At 52.5% G+C, this 15238-nt stretch carries 15 protein-coding genes; 9 read left to right on the top strand and 6 right to left on the bottom strand.

Annotated features, from left to right (window positions below; genetic code table 11):
* Positions 1-6 precede the first annotated feature (6 nt).
* Positions 7-1968, top strand: a complete 1962-nt coding sequence (locus OGX66_RS22970) for a peptidase U32 family protein (RefSeq protein WP_088902236.1) — start codon at positions 7-9, stop codon at positions 1966-1968.
* A 3-nt stretch (positions 1969-1971) separates the two neighbouring features.
* On the opposite strand, the gene OGX66_RS22975 is transcribed toward OGX66_RS22970, so the two are convergent.
* The 4 genes from OGX66_RS22975 to OGX66_RS22990 all read right to left on the bottom strand — a co-directional run bounded on the left by OGX66_RS22975 (position 1972) and on the right by OGX66_RS22990 (position 4930).
* Positions 1972-2202 (bottom strand): DUF2554 family protein, encoded by a 231-nt coding sequence (locus OGX66_RS22975; protein ID WP_003020233.1) that lies wholly within the window; start codon positions 2200-2202, stop codon positions 1972-1974.
* 189 nt (positions 2203-2391) lie between these two features.
* Positions 2392-2517: a DUF2474 domain-containing protein gene (locus tag OGX66_RS22980; RefSeq protein WP_003020230.1), complete on the bottom strand. Its 126-nt coding sequence runs from the start codon at positions 2515-2517 to the stop codon at positions 2392-2394.
* Positions 2517-3527, bottom strand: coding sequence for a cytochrome d ubiquinol oxidase subunit II (gene cydB, locus OGX66_RS22985; RefSeq protein WP_270921820.1), 1011 nt, complete (start codon positions 3525-3527; stop codon positions 2517-2519). Before cydB ends, OGX66_RS22980 begins: the two co-directional genes overlap by 1 nt.
* Positions 3527-4930 (bottom strand): cytochrome ubiquinol oxidase subunit I, encoded by a 1404-nt coding sequence (locus tag OGX66_RS22990; RefSeq protein WP_061549145.1) that lies wholly within the window; start codon positions 4928-4930, stop codon positions 3527-3529. Before OGX66_RS22990 ends, cydB begins: the two co-directional genes overlap by 1 nt.
* Before the next feature lie 408 nt (positions 4931-5338).
* Between OGX66_RS22990 and OGX66_RS22995 the strand changes: the two genes are divergently transcribed.
* The 6 genes from OGX66_RS22995 to patD all read left to right on the top strand — a co-directional run bounded on the left by OGX66_RS22995 (position 5339) and on the right by patD (position 12445).
* Complete coding sequence (locus OGX66_RS22995; RefSeq protein ID WP_088902237.1) at positions 5339-6748, top strand: aminotransferase-like domain-containing protein; 1410 nt, start codon at positions 5339-5341, stop codon at positions 6746-6748.
* A 328-nt stretch (positions 6749-7076) separates the two neighbouring features.
* Positions 7077-8222 carry a putative ABC transporter substrate-binding protein YdcS gene (gene ydcS / locus OGX66_RS23000; protein WP_003020212.1) on the top strand — a complete coding sequence of 382 codons (1146 nt, stop codon included), beginning with the start codon at positions 7077-7079 and terminating at the stop codon, positions 8220-8222.
* A gap of 16 nt (positions 8223-8238) precedes the next feature.
* Positions 8239-9255 carry an ABC transporter ATP-binding protein gene (locus OGX66_RS23005; RefSeq protein WP_003020210.1) on the top strand — a complete coding sequence of 339 codons (1017 nt, stop codon included), beginning with the start codon at positions 8239-8241 and terminating at the stop codon, positions 9253-9255.
* Positions 9256-10200: an ABC transporter permease gene (locus tag OGX66_RS23010; protein ID WP_270921819.1), complete on the top strand. Its 945-nt coding sequence runs from the start codon at positions 9256-9258 to the stop codon at positions 10198-10200.
* Complete coding sequence (locus OGX66_RS23015; RefSeq protein WP_003020204.1) at positions 10190-10996, top strand: ABC transporter permease; 807 nt, start codon at positions 10190-10192, stop codon at positions 10994-10996. Before OGX66_RS23010 ends, OGX66_RS23015 begins: the two co-directional genes overlap by 11 nt.
* A 21-nt stretch (positions 10997-11017) precedes the next feature.
* Positions 11018-12445 (top strand): aminobutyraldehyde dehydrogenase, encoded by a 1428-nt coding sequence (patD, locus tag OGX66_RS23020; protein ID WP_003020201.1) that lies wholly within the window; start codon positions 11018-11020, stop codon positions 12443-12445.
* A gap of 193 nt (positions 12446-12638) precedes the next feature.
* On the opposite strand, the gene OGX66_RS23025 is transcribed toward patD, so the two are convergent.
* Positions 12639-13766, bottom strand: coding sequence for a multidrug effflux MFS transporter (locus tag OGX66_RS23025; protein WP_136345658.1), 1128 nt, complete (start codon positions 13764-13766; stop codon positions 12639-12641).
* A 101-nt stretch (positions 13767-13867) separates the two neighbouring features.
* Between OGX66_RS23025 and OGX66_RS23030 the strand changes: the two genes are divergently transcribed.
* Entirely contained in the window at positions 13868-14647 is a 780-nt protein-coding gene (locus tag OGX66_RS23030) for an AraC family transcriptional regulator (protein ID WP_032939116.1), read from the top strand.
* Between the two features lie 120 nt (positions 14648-14767).
* On the opposite strand, the gene yncL is transcribed toward OGX66_RS23030, so the two are convergent.
* Positions 14768-14863: a stress response membrane protein YncL gene (yncL, locus tag OGX66_RS23035; RefSeq protein ID WP_071524268.1), complete on the bottom strand. Its 96-nt coding sequence runs from the start codon at positions 14861-14863 to the stop codon at positions 14768-14770.
* Between the two features lie 192 nt (positions 14864-15055).
* On the opposite strand from yncL, the gene OGX66_RS23040 reads away from it, so the two are divergent.
* Positions 15056-15229 carry a GhoT/OrtT family toxin gene (locus OGX66_RS23040; RefSeq protein ID WP_003020198.1) on the top strand — a complete coding sequence of 58 codons (174 nt, stop codon included), beginning with the start codon at positions 15056-15058 and terminating at the stop codon, positions 15227-15229.
* The last annotated feature ends 9 nt before the right edge of the window (positions 15230-15238 follow it).

The following is a 15238-nucleotide window of genomic DNA, read 5'->3' on the forward strand; positions in this document are numbered from 1 at the left end:
AACTGTATGCGCCAGCAGCCTCATCACCTTGAATTGTTAAGCCCGGCTCGGGATACCGCCATTGCGCGCGAAGCCATTTTGCACGGCGCAGATGCCGTTTACATTGGTGGACCGGGTTTTGGCGCGCGTCATAACGCCAGTAACAGTCTGAAAGATATCGCCGATCTGGTGCCTTTCGCCCATCGCTATGGGGCGAAAATCTTTGTGACGCTAAATACTATCTTGCACGATGATGAACTGGAACCCGCGCAGCGGTTAATTACCGATTTGTATCAGACCGGTGTTGATGCTCTGATCGTACAGGATATGGGGATCCTGGAACTGGATATTCCCCCGATTGAACTGCATGCCAGCACCCAATGTGATATTCGCAGCGTTGAGAAGGCGAAATTTCTTGCTGATGTCGGATTCACCCAGATTGTCCTTGCGCGCGAACTGAGCCTTGAGCAAATTAACGCCATCCATCAGGCTACCGATGCGACCATTGAGTTTTTCATTCACGGCGCGCTGTGCGTTGCCTATTCAGGTCAGTGTTATATTTCACATGCGCAAACCGGACGCAGTGCAAACCGTGGCGACTGTTCCCAGGCTTGCCGTCTGCCGTATACCCTGAAAGACGATCAGGGACGTGTGGTGTCCTATGAAAAACACCTGCTGTCGATGAAAGACAACGATCAGACCGCCAACCTCGGCGCATTGATTGACGCAGGTGTGCGTTCCTTCAAAATTGAAGGGCGCTATAAGGACATGAGTTATGTCAAGAATATTACCGCGCATTATCGCCAGATGCTCGATGCCATCATTGAAGAGCGCGGCGACCTGGCCCGTTCATCAGTGGGACGTACCGAACATTTCTTTACCCCATCCACGGAGAAAACCTTCCATCGTGGCAGCACCGATTATTTTGTGAATGCCCGTAAAGGGGATATCGGCGCATTCGACTCACCAAAGTTTATCGGTTTGCCGGTCGGCGAAGTCCTGAAGGTGGCGAAAGATCATCTCGATGTTGAGGTGACAGAACCGCTGGCTAACGGGGATGGCCTGAACGTGTTAATCAAACGTGAGGTTGTTGGATTCCGCGCCAACACCGTGGAAAAAACGGGGAACAATCGTTATCGGGTATGGCCGAATGAAATGCCTGCCGATCTGCACAAAGTGCGTCCGCATCATCCGCTGAATCGCAACCTCGATCATAACTGGCAGCAAGCGTTAACCAAAACCTCCAGTGAACGCCGTGTTGCGATCGATATTGAGCTCGGCGGCTGGCAGGAGCAGTTGATTCTGACGCTCACCAGTGAAGAGGGCGTGAGCATCACCCATACGCTGGATGGCCAGTTTGAGGAAGCGAACAATGCGGAAAAAGCGTTGAGTAACCTGCAGGACGGACTGGCAAAACTTGGGCAGACGATGTACTACGCCCGCAATATTCAGGTGAATCTGCCGGGCGCGCTGTTCGTGCCAAACGGTCAACTAAATCAGTTAAGACGTGAAGCCGTTGATATGCTGGATGCAGCGCGCCTGCAAAGCTATAAGCGCGGTAGCCGCAAACCAGTATCCCAGCCAGCGCCGGTTTATCCGCAAACGCACTTGAGTTTCCTGGCTAACGTCTACAACCAAAAAGCGCGTGAGTTTTATCACCGTTATGGCGTTCAGTTGATTGATGCAGCCTATGAAGCGCATGAAGAAAAGGGCGAAGTACCGGTGATGATCACCAAACATTGCCTGCGTTTCGCCTTTAACCTGTGTCCGAAACAGGCGAAAGGGAACATCAAGAGCTGGAAAGCGACACCGATGCAACTGGTTAACGGCGATGAAGTCCTGACGCTGAAATTTGATTGCCGACCGTGCGAAATGCACGTGATCGGCAAGATGAAACATCACATTCTGAAGATGCCGTTGCCGGGTAGCGTTGTGGCTTCGGTCAGTCCGGAAGAACTGATGAAGACACTGCCGAAGCGTAAAGGTTAATCGTTAGCTCAGATGCGTATCGGGTTTGCGTGATTTTTGCCAGTGATGGTGTTCACGAAGATCGGCGGCGGATTCTTCCGCCGTCACTCGCAGCTCATCGCTGTCGGCCGTGTGTCGTAGTAAATGATCGGCATCCTGCACCTGAAGATATTCATGTCCCTGATTAGTAGCGAAAAGTTGACCGGAAAAAAGCGCGCTGGCCAGCAATAACACTGTTAACCCTTTCTTAAACATCATGCACCCTCTGGTACGTTAGCTGCGGAATTGGCGATAATTTCGCCTGGTGACTATTCAATATTTTAATCGGGATAATGACAATCTCTGTTTTGTCATTTCGATGTTTTTTACATTTTTGTTTAGTCGATGTTGGGATTTGTAACACCCGGGCAGTGCAGCGCTGCCCGGGTGTTATCAGGGACAGATTCAGGACTTAAATCCGGCGGCCGTCATCAGGAGACGAAAGAACATGCCAACAGCGGCGAGGGCCAGCACGCTGCCGCCCCAGAGGATCACCAGCCACATCAGGCGTTTCCAGATTGTTTGTTGCATCAATGATACCCCTCACCATGTTGAACTTTGCCACGGAAAACGTAGTAGCTCCAGAAGGTGTACACCAGGATTATCGGGATAATCAGCAGTGCGCCAACCAACATAAAGCCCTGACTTTGCGCCGGAGCCGCCGCTTGCCGGAGCGTAATGGACGGCGGAATGATGTGTGGCCAGATACTGATCCCCAGCCCGCTAAACCCGAGGAAAATCAGCCCCAGTGTCAATACAAAAGGCAGCGTATGGCAGTTATGTTGCCCCAGCGAACGCCACAGCCAGATGCTGATAAGCGCAACCAGTAGCGGAACCGGCATCAGGAACCATAGGTTGGGCAGACTAAACCAACGCTCGGCAATCGCGCTATGCGCCAGTGGTGTCCACAGGCTGATAATGGCAATCACAATCAACATTGCCAGCAGCAGTTTTTTGGCCACGCGACGCATTTTATCCTGCAACGGATTTTCACTTTTCATCACCAGCCATGTCGCCCCCAGCAGGGCATAGGCTACAACCAGGCCAACGCCGCAGAACAACGTGAACGGGGTCAACCAGTCGAAAGGACCGCCGCTGTAGCTGCGTCCGGTAACGGAAAATCCGTTGAGTACGGCACCCACCACCACGCCCTGGGTGAATGTCGCCAGAATTGAACCGCTGAGAAAGGCTTTATCCCAGAATGGTCGATGCGCCGGCGTGGCCTTGAAGCGAAACTCAAACGCGACGCCGCGAAAAATCAGGCCGATTAGCATCAGGGTCAATGGGATCGTCAGCGCATCGACAATCACCGCATAGGCCAGCGGGAACGCGCCAAATAACCCGGCCCCGCCCAGCACCAGCCAGGTTTCATTCCCATCCCATACGGGAGCGACGCTGTTAACCATCACATCGCGGTCATCAGCGTCCTGAATCGCGGGGAATAAAATGCCAATCCCGAGATCAAAACCGTCCATCACGATATACATCAGCGTGGCGAACACGATAATCACAAACCAGATAACTGATAAATCGATACCCATTAGCGATGAGCCTCCGGTTGAGAATCAAGGACGGCAGCCGAAAGCGGCCGGGCAGGCGTGCCGGTTGGCGGAATTGTTGGGTCATCTTCATGTGGCCCCTTGCGGATCAGGCGTATCATGTAGCTGTAACCCACACCAAACACTGAGCTGTACACCACAAAGAAGGACAGCAGGCTGATGCTCATATGTAAATCACCATGTGCGGAAACCGCATCCGCCGTACGTTGCAGACCGTAAACCACCCACGGTTGACGGCCAACTTCAGTGGTCACCCAACCGGCAAGGATGGCAATCAGACCTGAGGGGCCCATCCACAAGGCAAAGCGCAGGAAAGGGCGCGAGGTGTATAAACGCTGCTTATAGCGCAGCCACAGGGCAAAAGCGCCCAGCAGGATCATCAGCATGCCTAGCCCGGCCATTATGCGAAACGACCAGAACACCATCGTTGAGTTAGGCCTGTCTTCTTTAGGAAACTCTTTTAGTGCCGGGACCTGTTTGTCCAGGCTATGGGTCAGGATCAGACTGCCCAGGGCAGGAATTTCCAGCCCATAGCGGGTGCGTTCCTGCTCCATATCCGGCCAGCCGAAAAGTAGTAGCGGGGTTGGTTCGCCGGGCGGATTTTCCCAGTGCCCTTCAATCGCAGCAATTTTTGCCGGCTGATGCTTCAGCGTATTCAAACCGTGCATATCGCCAATCAAAGCCTGCAGCGGGGCGACGATTAACGTCATCCATAGCGCCATTGAGAACATTGCGCGAATAGCCGGGGTGTTATTCCCGCGCAATAAATGCCATGCACCTGACGCTGCAACAAACAACGCGCTGCTGAGGAAAGCGGCAACGGACATATGCAGTAAACGATAAGGGAATGAAGGATTGAAAATAACGGCGAGCCAGTCAACGGGAACGACCTGGCCGTTAACTATTTCATAGCCTTGCGGTGTCTGCATCCAGCTGTTAGAGGCGAGGATCCAGAAGGTTGAAATAATGGTACCCAGTGCGACCATGCAGGTGGCAAAGAAGTGAAGCCCTGGGCCAACCCGGTTCCAGCCAAACAGCATTACCCCAAGGAAGCCCGCTTCAAGAAAGAAGGCGGTGAGCACTTCATAGGTCAGAAGCGGCCCGGTGATGCTACCGGCGAACTCGGAAAAACCACTCCAGTTGGTACCGAACTGATAAGCCATCACCAGCCCGGAAACTACACCCATACCAAAGTTTACGGCGAATATTTTCGACCAGAAATGGTATAGCGAACGCCAGGTGGGATTTTTCGTCTTTAGCCATAACCCCTCAAGTACTGCCAGATAACTGGCGAGGCCGATGGTAATGGCCGGAAAGATGATGTGAAAGGATACCGTAAACGCGAACTGGATCCTCGCCAGGTGAAACGCGTCAAGACCGAACATGCTTAACTCCGCAGGCAAAATTGATTTGGCGCAATTCTAAGCCTGAGAAGCAATGCGGGGCAGAAACAGAACAGTTCTTTTTAACCATAACAGTTGCAGTGCTGTTATAGGTTGTACACGCTGATATGAAATCTGGAAGCTGGATTCCTGTTATTAAATAGCGTCCTCCCCACGTTAGTAATTCTGCAATATTAATAGCAAGGTAATTAAAAGGTAATCATAAATCTTTACTTTGTGTGTATAAAGGTTCTTCTGCTGAATGCCTTCCTTGAATCAAAAATCACCAGGCAAAGAGCTGGCGTTAACGATGTTGTAAAACTGTTAACTATAACAGTTATAAAAAACACCCTGATTATGTAAACTGATATACACAGTGATTGTCACCGACACCGGTAATCAGGATCAAAAATGAAAAAGTACCAGCGACTGGCAGAGCAAATTCGCGATCAAATTGCGTCTGGCGTATGGCAGCCAGGCGATCGCTTGCCTTCCTTGCGTGAGCAAGTGGTCAGCAGCGGAATGAGTTTTATGACCGTCGGACACGCATACCAGTTGCTGGAAAGCCAGGGGCGGATTATCGCCCGGCCGCAGTCTGGTTATTATGTCGCCGCGCGCCCCGAACGTGAACTGGCAGCGCCGCAGGTACAGGTCATGCGCGACGAAGCGGTGGATATCAATACCTATATTTTTGATATGTTGCAGGCCAGCCGGGATGCGTCAGTGATGCCCTTTGCCTCAGCATTCCCCGACCCGCGTTTGTTTCCACTTCAACAGTTGAACCGCTCGTTGGCGCAGGTGAGTAAAACCGCCACCGCCATGAGTGTGATTGAAAACCTGCCGCCGGGGAATGCTGAGCTGCGTCATGCCATTGCCCGTCGCTATGCTCAACAGGGGATGACCATTTCACCGGATGAAATCGTCATCACCACCGGCGCGCTGGAAGCCCTCAACCTGAGCCTGCAAGCTGTCACTGAACCGGGTGACTGGGTGATTGTCGAAAACCCCTGTTTTTACGGAGCGTTGCAGGCCCTGGAGCGATTACGTCTGAAGGCGCTGTCGGTAGCCACCGACGTTAACGAGGGGATCGATCTTGCCGCGTTGGAGCAGGCGTTACAGGAGTACCCGGTAAAAGCCTGCTGGCTAATGACCAACAGCCAAAATCCGCTGGGTTTTACGCTCAGCGCAGAGAAAAAGGCGCATCTGGTTGCCTTGTTGGAAAAATACCACGTAATGCTGATTGAAGATGATGTTTACAGCGAGCTGTACTTTGGCCGCGAAAAACCGCTACCTGCCAAAGCCTGGGATCGCGCCGACAGCGTTCTGCATTGTTCGTCTTTCTCGAAGTGTCTGGTGCCAGGATTTCGTATTGGCTGGGTGGCAGCAGGGAAACATGCCCGGCGTATTCAGCGGCTCCAGCTAATGAGTACTTTATCTACCAGTTCGCCCATGCAGCTTGCACTTGTTGATTATCTTTCAACCCGGCGCTATGACGCGCATTTGCGACGCTTGCGTCGGCAGTTGGCGGAACGTAAACAACAGGCCTGGCAAACGCTGCTGCGTCATCTTCCGGCGGAAGTCAAAATTCACCACAACGACAGCGGTTATTTTCTGTGGCTGGAGCTGCCGGAACCGCTTGATGCTGGTGTGCTCAGTACCCATGCGCTGGCACACCACATCAGCATTGCGCCGGGGAAAATGTTCTCGACCTCGGGAAGCTGGACACGTTTTTTTCGTTTTAATACTGCGTGGCACTGGGGAGAGCGCGAAGAGCAGGCCGTAAAACAGCTTGGCAAATTAATTCGTGAAATGATGAAATAAACCATAACGCGCTATTCAATATAAATGAATAGCGCATTCTTATTTTCGAAATAGTGAATGCTGAACCACGGTATTATTTATATCGGGTGCGGCCATACAAAATATCAATAGTTAATACTATTGCCACCTCTGCGTCTAACTCCTTGTCTATACTCCAGAAGATTACCCCCCAGGTCAGAGTCTGTAGCGTAATGAGCGTTAGCTCACAACCTGATTAAATTTCCTTGCACCAGCAGGAACGCTTACAACACCCCGACTATTTTTAGAAAAGGACATATATTTACGGCAAGGCTGCCGCTCAATATTTTTTCGACAGGAGTAAGACGTTATGAGCAAGCAACTTGCCCTCAGTAGCCTGTGTGCCTTCAGCATGACGCTGATGACTGCGCAGGCAGCCGAACCCCCCACATCATTAGATAAACCGGAAGGCCGCCTGGATATTATTGCCTGGCCGGGTTATATCGAACGTGGGCAAACCGATAAACAATATGACTGGGTCTCGCAGTTTGAGAAAGATACCGGCTGTGCGGTCAATGTAAAAACGGCGGCCACCTCTGATGAGATGGTCAGCCTGATGGCTAAAGGCGGTTACGACCTGGTAACCGCTTCTGGTGATGCCTCACTGCGCCTGATAATGGGAAAACGCGTTCAGCCGATTAATACTGCGCTGATCCCTAACTGGAAAACCCTTGATCCGCGAGTAGTAAAAGGGGAGTGGTTTAACGTTGGCGGTAAAGTTTACGGTACGCCATACCAGTGGGGACCAAACCTGCTGATGTATAACACCAAAACCTTCCCAACGCCGCCGGACAGCTGGAACGTGGTATTCGTTGAACAAAATCTGCCTGACGGGAAAAGCAATAAAGGTCGCGTTCAGGCTTACGATGGCCCGATCTATATTGCCGACGCCGCATTATTCGTTAAAGCCACCCAGCCGCAGTTGGGTATTACCGACCCCTATCAGCTCACTGAAAAACAGTATCAGGCGGTGATCAAAGTCCTGAGCGATCAGCACGCGTTGATCCATCGCTATTGGCACGATACCACCGTGCAAATGAGCGATTTCAAAAACGAAGGCGTAGTGGCGTCAAGCGCCTGGCCTTATCAGGCTAACGCCTTGAAAGGCGAAGGTCAGCCAATTGCCACGGTCTTCCCAAAAGAGGGGGTTACCGGATGGGCTGATACCACCATGCTGCACAGTGAAGCGAAACACCCGGTTTGCGCTTACAAATGGATGAACTGGTCATTAACCCCGAAAGTACAGGGCGACGTAGCCGCCTGGTTTGGTTCTCTGCCAGTGGTGCCTGAAGGTTGTAAAGCCAGCCCGTTACTGGGTGAAAAAGGCTGTGAAACCAACGGCTATAGCTATTTCGACAAAATTGCCTTCTGGAAAACGCCGATTGCCGAAGGTGGAAAATTCGTTCCTTACAGTCGCTGGACGCAGGATTACATCGCCATTATGGGTGGTCGTTAATTCCGCTGGGGGTTTTATGACGTACGCAGTGGAGTTTCATAACGTCTCGCGTTTGTATGGGGATGTTCGTGCAGTGGATGGGGTGAGTATTGCGATTAACGACGGTGAGTTTTTCTCTATGCTGGGGCCATCCGGCTCCGGCAAGACCACCTGTCTGCGCCTGATTGCCGGGTTTGAGCAACTGTCAGGCGGCGCGATCACTATTTTTGGTAAACAGGCCAGCGAATTGCCGCCCTGGGAACGGGACGTCAATACGGTATTTCAGGATTACGCGTTATTCCCGCACATGTCGATCCTCGACAACGTCGCCTATGGGCTGATGGTTAAAGGCATTGATAAAAAACAACGCCACGCGAAAGCACGTGAAGCACTGGATAAGGTCGCACTCGGTTTTGTTTATGAACGTAAACCGTCGCAGCTTTCCGGTGGGCAACGTCAGCGTGTGGCGATTGCCCGGGCGCTGGTCAATGAACCGCGCGTCCTGCTGTTGGATGAACCGCTCGGGGCATTGGATCTCAAACTGCGTGAGCAGATGCAGTTAGAGCTGAAAAAATTACAGCAATCCCTTGGCATCACCTTCATCTTTGTCACCCACGATCAGGGTGAAGCCCTGTCGATGTCCGATCGGGTGGCGGTGTTTAATAACGGTCGCATCGAACAGGTGGATTCTCCGCGTGAACTGTACATGCGTCCGCGGACGCCGTTTGTGGCAAGTTTCGTCGGAACGTCAAATGTCTTTGATGCGACGATGTCGGCGAACGTTTGTGGGCTACAGGGTATGTTCTCCCTACGTCCCGAACACATTCGCTTGAATGATGCCGGAGGAGAAGTCCAGGCCCGGGGTGTTATTCAGGCGGTGCAGTATCAGGGGGCGGCGACGCGGTTTGAACTGAAACTCGCCGGAGGGGAAAAACTGCTGGTTAGCCAGGCGAACCTGACGGGAGAAATGCTACCGTCTACGTTGTCGCCGGGTCAGCAGGTGATGGCATCGTGGTCCCGCGACGTGATGGTCCCGCTGGTTGAGGAGAGGTGAATGGCTATGAACGTCTTACATTCGCCTCCACAGTCGACAAGCCTGAACCGGATCTCAGGTTACTTCTGGCGTAATCCGGGGATAGGGCTGTTTTTGCTGCTCCTTGGACCACTGATGTGGTTTGGCATTGTCTACTTCGGCTCATTACTGACGCTGTTGTGGCAAGGTTTTTATACCTTCGACGATTTCACCATGTCGGTCACGCCGGACCTGACGCTGGCGAATTTGCAGGCGCTGTTTAATCCTGCTAACTACGACATCATTTTGCGTACCCTGACGATGGCGGTGGCGGTCACCATTGCCAGCGCGATTCTGGCGTTTCCGATGGCGTGGTATATGGCGCGCTATACCAGCGGCAAAATGAAAGCCTTTTTTTACATTGCCGTAATGTTGCCAATGTGGGCCAGCTACATCGTTAAAGCCTATGCGTGGACGCTGCTGTTAGCTAAAGACGGTGTGGCGCAGTGGTTTTTAACCCATCTTGAGCTGGAGCCGCTACTGCTTTCGTTCCTGACGCTGCCTGCGGTAGGCGGCAATACGTTGTCGACGTCAGGCTTAGGGCGCTTTCTGGTGTTCGTCTACATCTGGCTGCCGTTTATGATCCTGCCGGTACAGGCCGCGCTGGAGAGACTTCCGCCGTCACTGTTACAGGCCTCCGCTGATTTGGGCGCGCGTCCGCGTCAAACCTTCCGCTATGTAGTCCTTCCGCTGGCAATACCCGGTATCGCGGCGGGATCTATCTTTACCTTCTCTCTGACGTTGGGCGACTTTATCGTGCCACAGCTGGTGGGACCGCCGGGGTATTTCATCGGCAACATGGTGTATTCGCAACAAGGGGCGATCGGCAATATGCCGATGGCGGCGGCATTTACTCTGGTGCCGATTGTGTTAATCGCACTGTATCTGGCGTTCGTGAAGCGTCTGGGAGCTTTCGATGCACTCTGAACGCGCGCCCTGGTTACTCAAACTGGCGGCATGGGGCGGGGTTATTTTCCTGCACTTTCCCATCCTCATCATCGCCACCTATGCTTTTAATACTGAGGAGGCTGCTTTTAGTTTTCCACCGCAGGGATTAACGCTGAAGTGGTTTAGCGTTGCGGCGCAGCGTAGCGATATCCTGGAGTCTGTGACGTTGTCACTTAAGATCGCTGCGTTGTCGACCGCTATTGCCCTTGTTCTGGGGACGCTGGCCGCGGCAGCGCTGTGGCGTAGGGACTTTTTTGGCAAAAGTGCAATATCGCTGTTGCTACTGTTGCCGATCGCGCTGCCGGGCATTATTACCGGCCTTGCGCTGTTGACGGCGTTTAAAACCATCAACCTGGAACCGGGTTTTCTCACGATCGTAGTGGGCCATGCGACGTTTTGCGTGGTGGTGGTGTTTAACAACGTTGTGGCGCGTTTTCGCCGTACCTCATGGAGTCTGGTTGAAGCGTCTATGGATCTTGGCGCCAACGGCTGGCAAACCTTTCGTTACGTCGTGCTGCCCAATCTGGCATCGGCACTACTGGCGGGCGGGATGCTGGCGTTTGCCTTGTCGTTTGATGAAATCATCGTGACAACGTTCACCGCCGGACATGAAAGAACACTTCCGCTGTGGCTGCTTAATCAACTGGGCCGTCCACGGGATGTGCCGGTCACCAACGTTGTGGCATTGCTGGTAATGCTGGTGACAACACTGCCAATTTTAGGGGCCTGGTGGCTAACGCGTGAAGGCGACACTCTCGCCGGAAACGGTAAATAAACGACGATATGGGAAATTGCTATGCAACATCAATTACTGATTAATGGCGAGCTGGTCAACGGTGAAGGTGAAAAGCAGCCAGTCTATAACCCTGCCACTGGTGAACTCATTCTGGAGATTGCTGAGGCGTCAGCCATGCAAGTTGATGCCGCGGTGCGTGCGGCAGACACCGCGTTTGCCACCTGGGGGCAAACCACGCCGAAAGTCCGCTCTGAACTGCTGCTGAAACTGGCGGACGCTATTGCCGATAACGCGCAAACCTTCGCTGAGCTGGAGTCACTTAACTGCGGTAAGCCACTGCACTGTGTCCTCAACGATGAAATTCCAGCAATTGTCGACGTTTTTCGCTTCTTTGCCGGGGCTGCTCGAACTCTGCAAGGACAGGCGGCCGGGGAGTATCTGGAAGGACATACGTCGATGATTCGCCGTGATCCGCTCGGCGTGGTGGCCTCTATTGCACCGTGGAACTATCCGCTGATGATGGCAGCGTGGAAGCTGGCTCCAGCGTTGGCTGCGGGAAACTGTGTGGTGATTAAACCATCAGAAATTACCCCGCTGACGGCGCTTAAATTGGCCGAATTTGCCAAAGATATTTACCCGGCTGGCGTTATCAACGTCCTGTTTGGTCGCGGTAAAACGGTGGGCGATCCGCTCACCGGCCATGAAAAAGTCCGCATGGTTTCTCTGACTGGCTCCATTGCAACCGGTGAACACATTATTCAGCACACCGCGCCGTCAATTAAGCGCACACATATGGAACTGGGCGGCAAAGCTCCGGTGATCATTTTTGATGATGCCGATCTGGATGCGGTAGTGAGCGGCGTGCGGACCTTTGGTTATTACAATGCCGGGCAAGACTGTACCGCCGCTTGTCGAATCTATGCCCAAAAAGGCATTTATGACGCGTTGGTTGAGAAACTCGGCGCCGCGGTTGCCAGCCTGAAAATTGGTGCGCCGAACGACGAATCGACGGAACTGGGACCGGTAAGTTCGCAGGCACATCTTGATCGCGTGACTAAAGCTGTCGATGAGGCCAAAGCCCTGGGGCATATCAAAGTTATCACCGGCGGCAAGAAAGTGGATGGCGCAGGCTACTACTTTGCCCCAACGCTGCTGGCCGGGGCGAAGCAAGAAGATGCCATCGTGCAGCGGGAAGTTTTCGGCCCGGTGGTCAGCGTGACCGTATTTGATGATGAAGATCAGGTGCTGGCGTGGGCAAATGATTCGAAATACGGACTGGCATCTTCCGTCTGGACCCGGGATGTTGGGCGTGCGCATCGCTTTAGCGCTCGCCTGCAATATGGTTGCACTTGGGTCAACACCCATTTCACGCTGGTTAGCGAGATGCCGCACGGTGGGCAAAAACAGTCTGGGTATGGCAAGGATATGTCGGTTTATGGGCTGGAAGATTACACTATTGTTCGCCATGTCATGATCAAGCATGAGTAATCTTTTAAGCGCGAGCGGTAAATGGGGCACGGATAGCTAAATATCGGCAAACGTGTGTCTATACTATTCGCGCCACTGGCCTCGTCGCCATCGGACGGCGGTAAGTTGGAAATATCCGCGAGGTCAGGCTAATTGATACAACAAAGCCCCGGTTGAATGTCGGGGCTTTGTGCTTTCAGGAGCGCCATCGGGTTTATCTGCGGCCCAGGCTGCAAAGCCAGGCGAGTAGGGCACAGACGCTCAGAACTAGCCCCAGTTGTTGCACCATGCCTGCAAATCCCAGCATCATTCCCAGCAACAGGTAATAGCTTAATCCAAACAATGCCCCCGCGGCTCCGGCCTGTTCACGATAATGACGCAGCGCCTGACTCAGCACATTGGGAATGGCGATACCATAGGCAATCACCACGCCGAACACCGGAATCAGGATCCACGCAGAGTGCTGTAAGCACCACGCTACGAGACCTGACAACGCTGCCAGCGCACAGGCATAACGTACCAGTTGTTCCGGCGTCAGACCTGTCGTTAACAGTCTTTGGTTCAGCAGGCTACCCGACAGAGAAGCAAACGCAAGTAGCAACCCCGTCAAGCCAAAGGCTCTGGAGCTCCATCCCAATTGCCCAAAAAGAAACGGCGCCAGGCTGTAATAGCTAAACAGCATGGTGTTCAGTAGAGCAACCAGTATGGCGTTTTTCCACAGCTCATGGTCACGCGCCATGCGGGAGAGTAGCGCAGCAAGCCTTGGTCTGAGCGTATGTTCGGGCCGGGTTTCTGGCAGCATGGTCACGGTCAGCATCAGCAGTAGCAGCGCCAGCAGCACAAGGGCAATAAATACCCCGGTATGACCATACAAACTGACCAACCATCCTCCGCTTAGCAGACCGAAAACCGGACTCAATGCCAACGCGGCACCCATCACAGAAAAGACGCGGGATAGCGCAGTTGATTCATAGCTGTCCCTTAGCATGGTCTGTACCACTACAGATCCGGCAGCAGCTCCAATGGCCGAGACCATCCGTGCCAGCAGCAGAACGCTGAAATCAGTGGCAACAACGGCCATGAGGGAACCCGTGGAGTAGCACAGGAGTCCAGCCATCATCGCCCGGCGTCGCCCGATGCAGTCGCTCAGCCATCCCCACATCGCCACGCCGACGGCGAAGGCAACAAAATAAACGGAGAGTGTTTGAGCCGCGCGCTCACTGCTGACGTGATAAGACGTCGCAATACCTGGCAATGCCGGGCTGTAAATGGTTTCCACCAGTTGTGGAAACATAATCAGGAGTGTGAGAAGCCACAGCGGCGGTCGATGAAATGTGTTCATAGCAATATCTAGAGAAACAGAAAACAGGTGGGCATTATTGCTGAAAGGAAAATGTCGCATTACCATTATCAGGACTATAAATGTCAGATATCGGACAGAAGATGAAAATTGCCCCGGATGATGCTTTTGATGCGGACAGCTTTGATAAACCGGTAATCGGGATTGCTTCCGAGATGGGCGTACACGATTCAGGACGGCACAGCCATCTTCGTCATCAGCTACTTTATTCGGCAGCGGGAAGCATTACGATTGAGCTGGAACAGGCGTTGTGTCTGCTACCGCCACGTCGTGCGGTCTGGATCCCAGCCGGTACGGTACATCGCGCCATAATGCGCGGCGTGATGGCTTATCGTTCTTTGTACTTCTCAACCACGTTGCCGTTATCTGATTTACCGCTGCAGATAGTCGACGTTAACCCTCTCTTTTTTGAGGTGATAGAACGTATGTCTTTCTGGTCATGGGAGATGCCTGCCGCGCAGCAGACCAGTCTCATCACCGTATTTTGTGAGGAAATGCGTGCCGCCCACAGTGAAAACTGGACATTGCAGTATCCCTCAGATCCGCGGCTTAACGTGTGGCTTGAAGGATTACGCATGGGCGAACTGCCACCACGACTGAATCAATTGTCCCGACAGGTTGGGGCATGCGAAAGGACAATAGGTCGAATATTTATCAGGGATACCGGGATGAATTATCAGGACTGGCGGCAGCAATTTAGGCTGTTAAAAGCCATGGAGATGTTGGCTGACGGATGCCATATCAGCCAGGTCGCGCAATATCTGGAGTTTGTCAGCGACAGTGCTTTTATTGCTTTCTTCCATCAGCATACCGGCACAACACCAGGCCGTTATTCGGGCAATATAATGCCGCAGAAGGATTAGGGGTATTACATACTAAGGATAATTTACCCGGCAGTGCGAGAATGGGAAAATAGTTTACTAATGGCAGAGAGAAGTCCCTCTCTGCCAATGGACGCTGCAATTAATCAAACAAGAACCACATCAAGCAAACCAGCCGAACCTTGCGGAAATCAGACTGAAAAGTCCTACAGCAGCAAATATATTTATCAGCACCACCGTTTTACTGGAAACATTCATTTGTGCCACCTTTCGTTTTAACCCATATGGGTATAGTACGGGTTATAACTATCCGCAATAGTACGAATTCTGAACATAATGAAAATGGGTTGTTTTACAGCCACTTTTCTTAAATTAATTAATAAAACTTGATGTGGGTCATGAAAAAGAGCATATTGCGCGCGATTTCACCTTTCGGCCCGGATGCCTTACATGTCTCTGTACCAAAAAATGTTGGTTTTTTATGCGGTGATGGCCGTTATCACGGCAATCATCACCTGGTTTCTTTCCCGCGATAAAAAGCGAATTCGCTTTCTCAGCGCGGTATTAGTCGGTGCGACCTGGCCGATGAGTTTTCCCGTCGCGTTAATGTTCTCTCTCTTCTGATGACGGCGT

This window comes from Citrobacter sp. Cf072, assembly GCF_030334485.1.
Lineage (GTDB): Bacteria > Pseudomonadota > Gammaproteobacteria > Enterobacterales > Enterobacteriaceae > Citrobacter > Citrobacter freundii.

Bases quoted from the DNA above. Each gene is read 5' to 3' on its own strand.
- OGX66_RS22970 (WP_088902236.1), top strand. From the start codon at position 7: ATGCGCCAGCAGCCTCATCACCTTGAATTGTTAAGCCCGGCTCGGGAT.
- OGX66_RS22975 (WP_003020233.1), bottom strand. From the start codon at position 2,202: ATGTTTAAGAAAGGGTTAACAGTGTTATTGCTGGCCAGCGCGCTTTTT.
- OGX66_RS22980 (WP_003020230.1), bottom strand. From the start codon at position 2,517: ATGCAACAAACAATCTGGAAACGCCTGATGTGGCTGGTGATCCTCTGG.
- cydB (WP_270921820.1), bottom strand. From the start codon at position 3,527: ATGGGTATCGATTTATCAGTTATCTGGTTTGTGATTATCGTGTTCGCC.
- OGX66_RS22990 (WP_061549145.1), bottom strand. From the start codon at position 4,930: ATGTTCGGTCTTGACGCGTTTCACCTGGCGAGGATCCAGTTCGCGTTT.
- OGX66_RS22995 (WP_088902237.1), top strand. From the start codon at position 5,339: ATGAAAAAGTACCAGCGACTGGCAGAGCAAATTCGCGATCAAATTGCG.
- ydcS (WP_003020212.1), top strand. From the start codon at position 7,077: ATGAGCAAGCAACTTGCCCTCAGTAGCCTGTGTGCCTTCAGCATGACG.
- OGX66_RS23005 (WP_003020210.1), top strand. From the start codon at position 8,239: ATGACGTACGCAGTGGAGTTTCATAACGTCTCGCGTTTGTATGGGGAT.
- OGX66_RS23010 (WP_270921819.1), top strand. From the start codon at position 9,256: ATGGCTATGAACGTCTTACATTCGCCTCCACAGTCGACAAGCCTGAAC.
- OGX66_RS23015 (WP_003020204.1), top strand. From the start codon at position 10,190: ATGCACTCTGAACGCGCGCCCTGGTTACTCAAACTGGCGGCATGGGGC.
- patD (WP_003020201.1), top strand. From the start codon at position 11,018: ATGCAACATCAATTACTGATTAATGGCGAGCTGGTCAACGGTGAAGGT.
- OGX66_RS23025 (WP_136345658.1), bottom strand. From the start codon at position 13,766: ATGAACACATTTCATCGACCGCCGCTGTGGCTTCTCACACTCCTGATT.
- OGX66_RS23030 (WP_032939116.1), top strand. From the start codon at position 13,868: ATGAAAATTGCCCCGGATGATGCTTTTGATGCGGACAGCTTTGATAAA.
- yncL (WP_071524268.1), bottom strand. From the start codon at position 14,863: ATGAATGTTTCCAGTAAAACGGTGGTGCTGATAAATATATTTGCTGCT.
- OGX66_RS23040 (WP_003020198.1), top strand. From the start codon at position 15,056: ATGTCTCTGTACCAAAAAATGTTGGTTTTTTATGCGGTGATGGCCGTT.